Origin of the sequence: Ruegeria arenilitoris, assembly GCF_013032855.1 — a bacterium.
Classification (GTDB): Bacteria; Pseudomonadota; Alphaproteobacteria; order Rhodobacterales; family Rhodobacteraceae; genus Ruegeria; species Ruegeria arenilitoris.
In genome coordinates this window covers 148,245-161,047 of record NZ_WQDA01000001.1, presented here as the reverse complement: position 1 = coordinate 161,047, position 12,803 = coordinate 148,245, and the positions used below count along the sequence as shown (strand labels likewise).

General features: G+C 62.1%; 12 protein-coding genes. 4 read left to right on the top strand and 8 right to left on the bottom strand.

Annotated elements, in window-relative coordinates; genetic code table 11:
• Positions 1 to 358: 358 nt before the first annotated feature.
• A complete protein-coding gene (locus GOW72_RS00765; RefSeq protein WP_217358077.1) occupies positions 359 to 862 on the top strand; it encodes a hypothetical protein in 504 nt (167 codons plus the stop codon).
• Positions 863 to 923: 61 nt separating this feature from the next.
• Here GOW72_RS00765 and GOW72_RS00760 read toward each other — a convergent pair whose 3' ends face one another.
• The 3 genes from GOW72_RS00760 to GOW72_RS00750 are packed head-to-tail and all read right to left on the bottom strand — an operon-like array spanning position 924 to position 3,459.
• Positions 924 to 1,322, bottom strand: a complete 399-nt coding sequence (locus GOW72_RS00760) for a (deoxy)nucleoside triphosphate pyrophosphohydrolase (protein WP_170364434.1) — start codon at positions 1,320 to 1,322, stop codon at positions 924 to 926.
• Between the two features lie 55 nt (positions 1,323 to 1,377).
• The gene (argJ, locus tag GOW72_RS00755; protein WP_170364431.1) at positions 1,378 to 2,604 is read right to left on the bottom strand and encodes a bifunctional glutamate N-acetyltransferase/amino-acid acetyltransferase ArgJ; all 1,227 of its coding nucleotides are present in this window, start codon (positions 2,602 to 2,604) and stop codon (positions 1,378 to 1,380) included.
• Positions 2,605 to 2,610: 6 nt separating this feature from the next.
• Entirely contained in the window at positions 2,611 to 3,459 is an 849-nt protein-coding gene (locus tag GOW72_RS00750) for a peptidylprolyl isomerase (RefSeq protein ID WP_170342723.1), read from the bottom strand.
• A gap of 176 nt (positions 3,460 to 3,635) precedes the next feature.
• Here GOW72_RS00750 and secA point away from each other — a divergent pair, with 176 nt between their 5' ends.
• The 3 genes from secA (at position 3,636) to GOW72_RS00735 (ending at position 8,940) form a co-directional block, all read left to right on the top strand.
• Complete coding sequence (secA, locus tag GOW72_RS00745) at positions 3,636 to 6,341, top strand: preprotein translocase subunit SecA (RefSeq protein WP_170364429.1); 2,706 nt, start codon at positions 3,636 to 3,638, stop codon at positions 6,339 to 6,341.
• A 100-nt stretch (positions 6,342 to 6,441) separates the two neighbouring features.
• Complete coding sequence (locus GOW72_RS00740) at positions 6,442 to 7,359, top strand: hypothetical protein (RefSeq protein WP_170364427.1); 918 nt, start codon at positions 6,442 to 6,444, stop codon at positions 7,357 to 7,359.
• Positions 7,360 to 7,383: 24 nt separating this feature from the next.
• A complete protein-coding gene (locus GOW72_RS00735; protein WP_170364425.1) occupies positions 7,384 to 8,940 on the top strand; it encodes a phosphate ABC transporter substrate-binding/OmpA family protein in 1,557 nt (518 codons plus the stop codon).
• 3 nt (positions 8,941 to 8,943) lie between these two features.
• On the opposite strand, the gene radC is transcribed toward GOW72_RS00735, so the two are convergent.
• Genes radC through GOW72_RS00710 form a run of 5 tightly spaced genes read right to left on the bottom strand, consistent with a single transcriptional unit; the run spans position 8,944 to position 12,798 of the window.
• Positions 8,944 to 9,699, bottom strand: a complete 756-nt coding sequence (radC, locus tag GOW72_RS00730) for a RadC family protein (protein ID WP_170364424.1) — start codon at positions 9,697 to 9,699, stop codon at positions 8,944 to 8,946.
• A gap of 36 nt (positions 9,700 to 9,735) precedes the next feature.
• Positions 9,736 to 10,470, bottom strand: coding sequence for an ABC transporter permease (locus tag GOW72_RS00725; protein WP_170364422.1), 735 nt, complete (start codon positions 10,468 to 10,470; stop codon positions 9,736 to 9,738).
• Entirely contained in the window at positions 10,467 to 11,195 is a 729-nt protein-coding gene (locus tag GOW72_RS00720; protein WP_170364420.1) for an ABC transporter ATP-binding protein, read from the bottom strand. Before GOW72_RS00720 ends, GOW72_RS00725 begins: the two co-directional genes overlap by 4 nt.
• Positions 11,192 to 11,866, bottom strand: a complete 675-nt coding sequence (gene tenA / locus GOW72_RS00715; protein ID WP_170364418.1) for a thiaminase II — start codon at positions 11,864 to 11,866, stop codon at positions 11,192 to 11,194. The genes GOW72_RS00720 and tenA overlap by 4 nt, the downstream gene beginning before the upstream one ends.
• Positions 11,863 to 12,798: an ABC transporter substrate-binding protein gene (locus GOW72_RS00710; RefSeq protein ID WP_170364416.1), complete on the bottom strand. Its 936-nt coding sequence runs from the start codon at positions 12,796 to 12,798 to the stop codon at positions 11,863 to 11,865. The genes tenA and GOW72_RS00710 overlap by 4 nt, the downstream gene beginning before the upstream one ends.
• Between the last annotated feature and the right edge of the window lie 5 nt (positions 12,799 to 12,803).

Sequence of the window (12,803 nt, the reverse complement as noted above, 5' to 3'; positions counted from 1 at the left end):
GGGTCAGACCCGCGCGCCGCTGCCCCGATTAAGGACAAGGAGGACGATCAGCGTCAACTTTTTCGTGATGTTTTCCGGAATCTTACGAATTGTAACAGGGATGCCGGGGTGATGTTCCGATTTGTACATCTTGTACAAACTGCGAAACAGCACGCTTCAAAAAAGAGCGGCGTGGGTTTGCATTCTGCTTCTACGCCGAAACGCTAAAGAGAATATCATAACGGTTGTATATGCAGAGCGTGATAAATGGCAGCTTCGAGCCCAAAGCGGACACGTTTGGCGGTTCAATCAAATACCGAGCTTGTTGACCATGAGATGAACCAATAGCGTAGCGAAGCAACAATCTCGGGGAAAAGATTTGGATAGAGAACCACTGGGTCCGCGTAACGCGATTTGGGAAGACGGAGAATGGATAAGTTGGCGCAGCATCAATAGTCATCTAGAGCGGCTCGAGTTGCAAGCTCGCTACCCAAACGCAGATGTCGACTTGGTGCCGGTTTTCGAAGAGCTCTTGAATGTTGCTCAGCACTATCACATCACGACAGGAAAACATCTGAACATATATGGCGATATCGGTGAGCTATATGGCGCGATAATGTATGGGATCAAGCTCCATAAGGACTACGCCAAGGGTTCTGACGGACGCCTGGGAAACGACTTTGTTGAAGTGAAGACCATCACACCCTTTAAGAACACGCAATCTGTGACCGTTAGGCTCGACCGGCATTTCAGCAAACTCCTTGTGGTGAAAGTCGATGAGTGCTTTGAGGTTTCCGGTCTACTCGTCGAACGAAGTAAACTGCCAAAAGTTGGTGGGAAGGCGCTTCGTATTGACTGGGATGATCTTGTTCAGGTCGAGTGACGGGTTTGTCCGCATACAAGACATCCAGACCTATCAACTCGAACGTCCCTGGCTTTGCGCCCTACAACCAATCCCGCAAAATCGGGATCAGTGGAACATCCGCTGCCGGCATCGGATAGTTGCGCAGATCGTTCGCGCGCACCCATTTCAGCGCCTGACCCTCTTTCGACTGCGGAATGCCCTGCCACTTGCGACAGGCAAACAGCGGCATCAGCAGATGGAAATCGTCATAGCTGTGGCTGGCAAAAGTCAGCGGCGCCAGGCACGAGGCCCAGGTGTCGATGCCCAGTTCCTCGTGCAATTCGCGGATCAGGGCACCCTCGGGGGTTTCGCCCGGCTCGATCTTGCCGCCGGGAAATTCCCACAAGCCAGCCATGGCCTTGCCCTCCGGGCGCTGCGCCAGCAGCACCCGCCCATCCACGTCGATCAAGGCGACGGCAGAGACGAGCACCGTTTTCATGGTCGCAATCCCGGACGCGAAACCGGGCTCCACTTCTGCTGGAATTGCTCTGATGTCACGACCGGTAATCCGCGTTGATCTCGATGTATCGGTGGGTCAGATCGCAGGTCCAGACAGTGGCCTTGCCCTCGCCCAGCCCCAGATCGACCGCGATCACCAGTTCCTGGCCCTTCATGTAGGCGGCGGCGTCTTCCTCGCGATAACTGGGGCTGACCCAGCCATTTTCGGCCACAAGAATATCGCCGAAGGAAATGCTGAGCGTGTCGCGATCGGCCGCCGCGCCGGATTTGCCGATCGCCATGACGACCCGGCCCCAGTTCGGATCCTCGCCCGCGATGGCGGTCTTGACCAGCGGTGAATTGGCGATGGCTATGCCGTGGACTTTGGCATCGGCGTCCGAGGCGGCGCCGGTCACGCGGATCTCGACGAATTTGGTGGCGCCTTCGCCGTCCTTCACCACCTGATGCGCCAGATCCAGCATCACCGATTCCAGCGCCCGCGCGAAATCGGCATTGCCGGTGGCATCCGCGCCTGACGCGCCGGTCGCGCACAGCAGCAGGCTGTCCGAGGTCGAGGTGTCGCTGTCCACGGTGATGCAGTTGAAGGTCCGGTCGGTCTGCTCGGACAGCATCCGTTGCAGCGCTGATTGGTCAACCTTCGCATCGGTGAAGATATAGACCAGCATCGTCGCCATGTCGGGTGCGATCATGCCCGACCCTTTGGCAATCCCCGCAATAGAGACTGTTTTGCCGTCAACCTCGACCTGCGCACTGGCGCCTTTGGGGAAGGTGTCGGTGGTCATGATCGCCCGCGCGGCCTCTTCCAACGCGTCGGCGCGCAGGCCGGCGGTCAGTTCGTCCAGCCGGGCCACGATCCGGTCATGCGGCAGAGGCTCGCCGATCACCCCGGTGGACGAGGTGAATACGCGGTTCTGCGCCACACCGGTCGCCTGCGTCACGGCTGCGGTGATCTGCTCGACCGAGGCCCGCCCGTACTGCCCGGTAAAGGCGTTGGCGTTGCCCGAGTTCACCAGGATCGCCGCCGGCCCGTCGCTGGGCCCACCGATCTTGTCTTGGCAATCCAGCACCGGCGCCGCACGGGTAGCCGAGCGGGTGAACACACCAGCCACCGCGGTACCCGGATCGAGCACCGCCAGCATCACGTCGGTGCGGCCCTGATACCGCACCCCGGCGGCGACGGTGGCGAACCGCACACCGTCGATGACCGGCAGATCAGGGAAGGCCGCAGGGGCCAGCGGAGACACCTTGGTGATCTTGGCCACTGGGGTTTACTCCTGAACCAGGTCCAGCTTGCGGACCACATCCGGGGTCAGGCCCTCGACCTCGGGGCGCTCGACGCTGCCCGCCTGGGTCAGCTCGTCGATCTTGGCCTGAATGGCCTCCTGACGAACGGACTGGGCCAGTTCATCCCGCACCGCCGCAAACTCGGGCGCTTCGGATTTGCGTTTGTCGTTCAGGATCACGACGTGCCACCCGAACTGTGTCTGCACCGGGTCCGAGACCTGACCTTTTTCCAGCCCGATCACGGCCTGTTCGAATTCTGGCACCATCTGGCCCTTGCCGAACCAGCCCAGCGCACCGCCATTGGGACCGGACGGGCCGGTGGATTTCTCCTTGGCCAGCTCGGCAAAATCGGCCCCGTCATCCAGTTGCGCCTTGATCTCCTTGGCCTCGTCCTCGGTCGCAACAAGGATGTGGCTGGCGTTGAACTCGTCCTCGCCCTGGAAGTCCGCGAACTGTGCGTCATAGGCGGCCTGGATCGCGTCGTCGGTCACCTGGGCATCGGTGATCTGGTTCACCGTCTGCACCGCCTTCAGCGAGCGCTCTTCGTTGGTCAGCATCAGCGCGTTCAGGCGGGTCAGCTCGTCCTGCTCCTGGCTGAGCAATTGTTGCTGGATCAGCTGCTCGACGATGAACTGGTACAGGACCTCGTCTTCCAACTGCTGATATTGCGGCGGCAGGCCAGCCGCAGTGGCAATCACGTGACCCAAAGTGATCTCGTCGCCGTTGACGCGCGCCACAACCGTATCGGCAGAGGGTTCGGTTTCAGCGGCGACAGGCAGGGCCATCATGGCCGCAAGAGCCAGCGATGGCAGAAAAGTGAGACCTTTGGGCATGAATTCATCCTATATTCTGGCCGCGACAGGGCGTGGCGTTGACACTCTGGAACCTGCCGCTTACATCGCTTGCAGCCTTTGACAGGACCATCTTTTCCTCCCAGCTATCTATGGGTTGCGCGCAAGGTGGGCAAGCCTGTCGCAACCAAGACAAGAAAAGATCCGCTGGAGTGAACATGCTGGGACTCGGTACGCTTGCCAAAAAGGTGTTCGGAACACCGAACGACCGCAAGATCAAGGCAACCCGCCCGCTGGTCGAAAAGATCAACGCGCTGGAGCCGGAGTTCGAAAAACTCTCGGATGACGATCTGAAAGCCAAGACCGAAGAGCTGCGCAAGCGGGCCAGCGAGGGCGAGAGCCTGGACGACCTGCTGCCCGAGGCTTTCGCCAACGTTCGTGAGGGCGCCAAGCGCGCGCTAGGTCTGCGGGCCTTTGACGTGCAGCTCATGGGCGGCATCTTCCTGCATCAGGGCAATATCGCCGAGATGAAAACCGGCGAAGGCAAGACCCTGGTCGCCACCTTTCCCGCCTATCTGAACGCACTGACCGGAAAGGGCGTGCATGTCGTCACGGTCAACGAATATCTGGCAAAGCGTGACGCCGAATGGATGAGCAACGTGTTCGGCGCGTTGGGTATGACCACCGGCGTGATCTGGTCGGGCCAGCCCGATGCCGAGAAAAAAGCGGCCTATGCCTGTGACATCACCTATGCCACCAACAACGAGCTGGGCTTCGACTATCTGCGCGACAACATGAAGGCGGATCTGAACGAGGTCTACCAGAAGCACCACAATTTCGCGATTGTGGACGAGGTCGACTCGATTCTGATCGACGAGGCGCGCACGCCGCTGATCATCTCGGGTCCATCTCAGGACCGGTCCGATCTGTACACGGCCATTGACGGTCTGATCCCGTCCCTGCAGGACGATCACTATACGATCGACGAGAAGTCCCGCAGCGTGACCTTCACCGATGAAGGCAACGAGTTCCTTGAAGAGCAGCTGCACGCCAGTGGCCTGCTGCCCGAGGGCCAGTCGCTGTACGACCCTGAAAGCACCACGGTGGTGCACCACGTCAACCAGGGCCTGCGCGCGCACAAACTGTTCCAGCGTGACAAGGACTACATCGTGCGCGACGGCAACGTGGTTCTGATCGACGAATTCACCGGGCGCATGATGCCGGGCCGCCGTCTGTCCGAAGGCCTGCATCAGGCGATCGAAGCAAAGGAAGGCGCGCCCATCCAGCCCGAAAACGTGACTTTGGCCAGCGTGACTTTCCAGAACTATTTCCGCCTCTATGACAAGCTGGCCGGCATGACCGGTACCGCCCTGACCGAGGCCGAGGAATTCGCCGAAATCTATGGCCTGGGCGTGGTTGAAGTGCCGACCAACAAGCCGATCGCCCGTGTCGACGAGGATGATCAGGTCTATCGCACCGCGGCCGAGAAATACGCGGCCATGATCGAAGAGATCAAGAAGGCCAACGCCAAGGGCCAGCCGGTTCTGGTCGGCACGACCTCGATCGAGAAGTCCGAGATGCTCAGCGAGATGCTGACCCAGGAAGGCATCAAGCACAATGTCCTGAACGCCCGCCAGCACGAGCAGGAGGCCCAGATCGTGGCCGAGGCCGGACGTCTGGGCGCGGTAACCATCGCAACCAACATGGCCGGCCGCGGCACCGACATCCAGCTGGGCGGCAACGTTGAAATGAGCGTCATGCAGGCGCTGGCCGAGAACCCCGACGCCGACCCAGCCGAACTGCGCGCCCGGGAAGAGGCGCGTCATGCGGAAGAAAAGCAAAAGGTGCTGGAGGCCGGCGGTCTGTTCGTTCTGGCCTCGGAACGCCACGAAAGCCGCCGCATCGACAACCAGCTGCGCGGCCGCTCGGGCCGTCAGGGCGACCCGGGCCGCACCGTGTTCTTCCTCAGCCTGGAAGACGACCTGATGCGCATCTTCGGCTCGGAACGGCTGGACAAGGTTCTGACCACCCTGGGCATGAAAGAAGGCGAAGCGATCGTCCACCCTTGGGTGAACAAATCGCTCGAACGCGCGCAGGCCAAGGTCGAAGGCCGCAACTTCGACATGCGCAAGAACGTTCTCAAGTTCGACGACGTGATGAACGATCAGCGCAAGGTGATCTTCAACCAGCGACGCGAAATCATGTCGACCGACGATCTGTCCGAAATCGTTTCGGACATGCGCGAACAGGTCATCGACGATCTGATCGACCAGTACATGCCGCCCAAAACCTACGCCGACCAGTGGGACACCGACGGGCTGCACGCGGCCCTCAAGGAAAAGCTGAACATTGATGTTCCGGTGCAGGAGTGGGCAGCCGAGGATGGGGTCGATGACGACGTGGTTCGCGAGCGCCTGATCAAGGCCACCGACGAGATGATGGCCCAGAAGGCCGCCGCCTTCGGCCCCGAGAACATGCGCAACATCGAAAAGCAGGTGCTGCTGCAGACCATCGACAGCAAGTGGCGCGAGCACTTGCTGACCCTGGAACATCTGCGCTCGGTCGTGGGCTTCCGCGGCTACGCCCAGCGCGATCCGCTGAACGAATACAAGACCGAAAGCTTCCAGCTGTTCGAGAACATGCTCGACAGCCTGCGTGAAACGGTTACCCAGCAACTGGCCCGCGTCCGCCCGCTGACCGAAGAAGAGCAGCGCGAGATGCTGGCACAGATGCAGGCGCAGCAGGCACAGATCAAGAAAGCCGCCGAACAGGCCGAAGCGGTAGCCGAGGCGCAGGCCTCGGGCGATGCGCGGCCCGGCTTTGTCGAGGACGACCCGTCAACCTGGGGTAATCCGTCGCGCAACGATCCCTGCCCCTGCGGATCCGGCAAGAAATTCAAGCATTGCCATGGTCGGCTTGCCTGATCCGGTCAGATTCCCGACATAATGAGTCCGCGTCGCGGCCACATATTGGCCGCGATTGTTAAGCAGTCTCCGACTCGCTCCTTCAACTGGGGAGGGTGTCTTGTTTGTAATACGGAACTACGTGACCACAGGTGGCACGGTCGCATGCGCCTTGGCCATCGGCTACTTGATGCAGAACGGACCGGCCTCGCAGCCGGACGTGCAGGAAACACGTCAAGCGATGATCCAGCCGTCTGGAGAAGGCACCGTGATTGCCGGGTTGGAAGGTATCGTGCTGACTTCGGCGACGCCGAATGCGTCCACGGCCCCCGAACCCTCGGCCAAGGTTCCGCCCCGGGCTGAGCCTGCCGTTCCTCAGGCGCAGGTCAACTGCGATCTCCGGGCCCGCGCAATGGCAGCCCCCTACGCGACAGCACGTTTGACCCTGAAGGCCCCCTGCAATCCCGATGAAACCGTCGAGCTGCACCACAGCGGCATGACGTTCAGCGCCCGAACCGACAAGGACGGCCGTCTGGACCTGTCCATTCCCGCCCTGTCGGAATATGCCATTTTCCTGATCTCGTTCAAAAACCAGCGCGGCACTGTCGCCACCACTCACATTCCTGATTTTTCAGACTATGACCGGGTTGCGCTGCAATGGATGGGGGACACCGAATTGCAACTGCACGCGTTGGAGTTCGGTGCATCCTATGGCGAGGCCGGGCATGTCTGGTCGAACGCCGGCAGCTCCGGTACCGGGCAGGTTGTCCACTTCGGCATGGCCGGCGAGCGCAATGTCGAGATCTATTCGATCCCCCGCAACCTGGCCGACGCAAATGGCACCGTCGCCCTGAGCGTCGAGGCCGAAGTGACTCCCCGAAATTGTGGGCAGAACCTGGATCTGCAAGCGCTCGAGTTGCTGGACGATCAGGGGCTGCGGTCGCGAGAGTTGTCGATCACCCTGCCGGCCTGCGACAGCGGACAGGACTTTCTGGTGTTGAATAATCTGTTCCAAGACCTGACAATCGCCGCAAAGTAACGGCAGGCAGGTCTACAGGTCTTTATGAAGTATCTTCACGCGACGATGACGGTGTTGTCGTTGATGGCTGGCGCTTCAGGCGCCCTCGCTCAGGACATCACACTGACCTCGCATGACGGCAAGGTCGAGATCACCGGGAACCTGTTGGGGTTTGATGGTGAATTCTACCGTGTGGACACCCAGTTCGGCGAACTGACCGTGGATGGATCCGGCGTCACCTGCGACGGTCCGGCTTGCCCCAACCTGATCGACTTTGTGGCCGAAGTGCACTTCTCTGGCGCATCGGTGATGGCCGAATCCCTACTTCCGGCCCTGATCGAAGGCTTTGCGCAACGAGAAAACCTGAACGTGCTAAGCGAAGGCACGGACCCTGCGCAGCTTGTCTTTGCCCTGAGTCAGCCGGAACGAACCGCCCCTTTGGCGCGGTTTTTCCTGCGCGTTTCGGACACCGACCGCGGTTTTGCCGATCTGACCGCCGATCAGGCAGACATCGCTTTGGCGATGCGCGAAATCCGCCCGCAGGAGGCCGCGGCGGCGCAGGAAAACGGTCTGGGCGACCTGTCCCGACCGCGCCGGTCGCGGGTGGTGGCGCTTGGCGCACTGGTGCCGGTGGTCTCATTGGACAATCCGATCCAGCAGATCTCGGTTTCGGACCTGGCGCGGGTCATAAATGGCGAGGTCGCCAACTGGGCACAGCTCGGTGGCCCGGATGCCCCCATCGCCGTTCATCTACCGGATGTGACAACAGGCGTTGGTCAGGCCGTGCAAGACCAGGTGATGCAGCCAGCCGGTGTGCAGGCGCATGAGGACGTGATCCGCCACACCCGCAGCGCGAAACTGGCAGCAGCGGTTGCGCGCGATCCGTTCGCACTTGGTATCGTCAGCCACGCTGACCCGCAAAACGTGCGCAGTCTGCCGCTGGCCGGCGGATGCGGTCACGCATTGCGCGCCACGCGCGCCGCCATCAAGACCGAGGACTATCCGCTGACCCTGCCGATGTTCCTGTATCTTCCACAGCGGCGCCTCCCGAAGATCGCCCGCCAGTTTCTGGCGTATGTCCAAAGCCCCGAGGCACAGATGGTCATCCGGCAAGCCGGTTTCGTCGACCAGTCCCACGAACTGGTACGTCTTGGGCTTCAGGGCGACCGGTTGGCCAACGCCATCACCTCGGGTGGGTCCGAGGTGGGTCTGGAAGAACTGCAACGGATGATCGAAACTCTGCGCCCGCTGTCGCGCCTGTCGGTGTCTTTCCGGTTCGAGCCGGGATCGTCGCGGCCAGACGCGCAGTCGCGATCGAACATCCTGCAAATGGCGCAGGCGCTTGAATCGGGCCAGTATGACGGGCGCAAACTGGTCTTCGTCGGTTTCAGTGACGGAGACGGTGCTGCGGAAACCAATGCCCGCATCGCCTTGCGGCGCGCACAGACAGTGCGGAACGCGATCCTTGCCGCGATCGAAACCGCCGTCCCCGAAACCGTCGAGATCGCCGTCGAAGGTTTCGGTGAAGCCATGCCCATGGCCTGCGACGACACGGAATGGGGCCGCAAGGCCAACCGTCGTGTCGAAGTCTGGTTGCGCTAGCGGTCAGAGATAACCTTCCGAGCGGAAGCTCAGCTCGGTCGATTTGCCGATGATCAGGTGGTCGTGCAAGGTCAGCCCCAGTGCAGCGCAGGCATCGTTGATGCGGTTGGTCATGTCAATATCCGACTGCGACGGGGTTGGATCGCCCGACGGATGATTGTGCACCAGGATCAGCGCCGAGGCGTTCAGCTCCAGCGCGCGTTTGGCGACCTCGCGCGGGTAGACGGGTACGTGATCGACGGTGCCCTTGGCCTGCTCCTCATCCGCGATCAGCACGTTCTTGCGGTCCAGATAGAACACGCGGAACTGCTCGATCTCGCGATGCGCCATCGTGGTGTGGCAATAGTCCAGCAGCGCATCCCAGCTGGAGATCACATGCCGCTGCATCACCCGCGCGCGGGCCATGCGATGGGCGCAGGCCTCGAGGATCTTGAGATCGGTGATGACGGTATCGCCCACGCCCGTGATCTGGCGCAGGCGTTCCACCGGGGCGGTCAGCACCCGGTTGAAATCGCCAAACGTATCCAGCAGCAGCCGCGCCAGCGGTTTCACGTCCTGCCGGGGGATCGAGCGGAACAGGACCAGTTCCAGCAGCTCGTAATCCGGCATCGCCCCGGCGCCGCCCGACATGAACCGTTCGCGCAGGCGCTTGCGGTGGTCCTTGATATACGAGGGCAGCCGACCCGTGGGCAGCGGCGTGACCGGCGCTTCGTCAGTTTCGAACAGCGATGGGGCTTCGGCAAAGGCGTCCTTGGTCATACGCCCATGATTGGCCCAGAATCGGTTTCCGAATGGTTAACGCGCCTCACCGGCCATGCGGGCCGTGGCGCGGCGCACAACCAGATGCAGCAGGATCGAGAACACCCCCAGCGTCAGCATCGCGGCGAACATCAGATCGGTCTTGGCGCGGCCATTGGCCAGCAGCATCAGGTATCCCAGCCCTTGGGATGAGCCCACCCATTCACCGATCACCGCCCCGATCGGGGCATAGACCGCCGCCAGCCGCATCCCCGAGGCCAGCGAGGGCAGCGCCGCCGGGATGCGGATATGCCACAACACGCTGCGCGGGCTGGCCTGCATGGTGCGGGCCAGATCCAGATAGCCGGGCGGCGTGCGCATCAGCCCGTCGAAAAACGACGAGGTGATGGGGAAATAGATGATCAGCACCGCCATCGCGACCTTGGACCACAGCCCATAGCCCAGCCACAGGGTCAGCAACGGTGCCAACGCAAAGACCGGCAGCGCCTGGGTGAACACCAGCATCGGCTGCACCAGCACTCGCGCAGCGCGGGAATTGGCTAGCTGCAGCGCGGTGACGACGCCCAGCACGGTGCCGCAGGCCAAACCGATCAGCACCTCGATGGCGGTGATCCAGGTGTGTTCGGCGATCAGCCAGCGGTTCTGCCACCAGGTCTCGGCCACCAATGCCGGGCCGGGCAGGATGAATTTCGGCAGGCCGGTCAGGGTGACGATCGCTTGCCAGAGGACCAGCGCAAACAGCGTCGCGGCAAGGGCCGAGAGCGTCTTCATGCCACCTCCTCGCGCAGCAGTTTCAGCAGCGCGCCCTGCGTCTCCAGCGTTTCCAGATCGTCCACCTTCCGCGGCACCGGCGCGTGAGGCGGTTGGCATGGGGTCAGGCCGTGTCGCGTCATCACCATGATCGACTGGCCCAGACGCGCGGCCTCGACCGGGTCATGGGTAACCAGCAGGACGGTCCGTCCCTGCAACGCCTCGGCAGCCAGATCCTGCATGTCGGCGCGGGTGCGCGCATCCAGCGCCGAGAACGGCTCGTCCAGCAGGATGATCGGCTTGTCTTCCATCAGGGTCCGGGCCAATGCCACCCGCTGACGCTGCCCGCCCGACAGTTCCGAGGGCTTCTTGGCCATGTGATCCTGCAGCAGCATCCGTTCGATCAAGCGGGCGCGGCGGTCCTGATCGACCCGTTCGCCGCGCAGCCGCGCGCCCAGCGCCACGTTTTGCGCGACCGTGGCCCAAGGCAGCAGCAGATCATCCTGCGCCATGTAGGCCACACGCTCGGCCACCGGCAGCCCGTCGCTGGCGCGGATCTCGCCGGTGAACTCTGCCCCCGTCGCCAACCCGGCGATCAGACGCAGAACCGTGGTCTTGCCGACCCCCGATCCGCCCAGCAGACAGGTCCACTGCCCGGCCTTCAGCGACAGGGTCAGCGGCGCGAACAGAGGCGCGCCGTCGATACTAGCCTGTCCGCTGATGGTCAGATCGGGGGGCGGGGTCATGGGGTCAGACCCATCTGCCAGAAATTGACCTCGAGCTCGGTCGCGGTGCGGAAGGTCTGGCACAGGCGATCCCAACGCGGTGTGGTACGGAAATCCGCCCCAAGTCGCCTTATTAGAGCCGAATCCAGCAGTTCACCCACAGCCTGACAGGCTTCCTGATATTCACTGCTGGAATAGGCGTCGATCCAATCGCGGTAGGTGTCCGAGGCGGCCTCGGCCGCCAGCCGTGTGCCGATTTCCCCGTATCCCATCACGCAGGGCGCCAGCGCCGCCAGCAGATCCAACAGATCACCGCTGTAGCCGGCCTCGAGCACATAGCGGGTATAGGCCAGGTTCTCGGCGCGTTCGGGCGTGGCGAACAGCTCGTCCTGGCTGATGCCCTCGGCCTCGCAAATGCCGATATGCAACTTCATTTCTTCGCTGATCAGACCGTTCACCGTGCGCGACGCGGCCAGCATCTCGGCATGGGTTTCCGATTTCACCACCGCCAGCGCCCAGGCGCGCGAAAAATGAATCAGGAACACGTAATCCTGCCGCAGGTAATGCAGAAACGCCGCACGCGGCAGGGAGCCGTCCTTCAGCCCCTCGACAAAGGCGTGGCGGGTATAGTCCCGCCACGGCCCCTGCGCCGCATCGCGCATAAGCGCGAAGGCTTTGCCATAGTCGCTCATTGCGCGGTCACGTCGATGGTGATGTCGCTGACCGGGTTGATGCTGTCGATCATGCCGGAGTCTTTCAGAAAGGCCTCGAACCGGGCATAGCGGCCGGCGTCAAAACCTGCAGGGCGCAGCGCGAAGCGCGGCAGGGTATCGACCCAGGCGCGGGCGTTCAGCTCGTCCTGCAGCTCGGGCGAGGTGGCAGCGAAGATCTCCCAGCTTTTTTCCGGGTTGTTCACGATATACTGCGTGGCCTTCTCGGTTGCGGCCAGGAAGCGGGCAATCATGTCCTTGTCCATCGTTTCGGGGTTGGCCACATAGATCAGCTCGTCATAGGGCGGCACGCCTTCTTCCTCGATGTAGAAACAGTGGCCCGGAACGCCTTCGATATCCATCTGGTTCAGCTCGAAATTGCGGAAGGCGCCGATCACGGCGTCCACCTGCCCGGTCATCAGCGACGGCGACAGCGAGAAGTTGACGTTGATCATCTCGATATCGTCCAGCGACACGCCATGCGCATTCAGCATCGCGGTCAGGATCGCCTCTTCGACACCGGCGACCGAAAAGCCGATCTTCTTGCCCTTGAGGTCAGCCAGCGTTTTGATCGGGCCGTCTTCCAGCACCAGAAGGCAGTTCAGCGGCGTGGCGACCAGCGTCCCGACCCGCTTCAGCGGCAGGCCTTCATGGATCTGCAAGTGCAGCTGCGGCTGGTAGGAAACGGCCAGATCGGCCTGACCGGCGGCCACCAGACGCGGCGGGGCCGACGGATCGGCGGGCGGGACGATTTCGACCTCAAGCCCCTGTTCGGCGAAATAGCCGTTTTCCTGCGCCACGATGATCGGGCCGTGGTCGGGGTTCACGAACCAGTCCAACAGGACGGTCATCTTGTCCTGCGCCCAGGCAGGCGCGGCGGCCACCAGGGCAATGGCGGTGATCAGTTTCTTCATGGTCT

What these genes read in the sequence shown, in the direction of transcription:
- GOW72_RS00720 (WP_170364420.1), bottom strand. Translation starts at nt 11,195, where the DNA reads ATGACCCCGCCCCCCGATCTGACCATCAGCGGACAGGCTAGTATCGAC.
- GOW72_RS00750 (WP_170342723.1), bottom strand. Translation starts at nt 3,459, where the DNA reads ATGCCCAAAGGTCTCACTTTTCTGCCATCGCTGGCTCTTGCGGCCATG.
- radC (WP_170364424.1), bottom strand. Translation starts at nt 9,699, where the DNA reads ATGACCAAGGACGCCTTTGCCGAAGCCCCATCGCTGTTCGAAACTGAC.
- tenA (WP_170364418.1), bottom strand. Translation starts at nt 11,866, where the DNA reads ATGAGCGACTATGGCAAAGCCTTCGCGCTTATGCGCGATGCGGCGCAG.
- GOW72_RS00760 (WP_170364434.1), bottom strand. Translation starts at nt 1,322, where the DNA reads ATGAAAACGGTGCTCGTCTCTGCCGTCGCCTTGATCGACGTGGATGGG.
- secA (WP_170364429.1), top strand. Translation starts at nt 3,636, where the DNA reads ATGCTGGGACTCGGTACGCTTGCCAAAAAGGTGTTCGGAACACCGAAC.
- GOW72_RS00735 (WP_170364425.1), top strand. Translation starts at nt 7,384, where the DNA reads ATGAAGTATCTTCACGCGACGATGACGGTGTTGTCGTTGATGGCTGGC.
- GOW72_RS00725 (WP_170364422.1), bottom strand. Translation starts at nt 10,470, where the DNA reads ATGAAGACGCTCTCGGCCCTTGCCGCGACGCTGTTTGCGCTGGTCCTC.
- GOW72_RS00710 (WP_170364416.1), bottom strand. Translation starts at nt 12,798, where the DNA reads ATGAAGAAACTGATCACCGCCATTGCCCTGGTGGCCGCCGCGCCTGCC.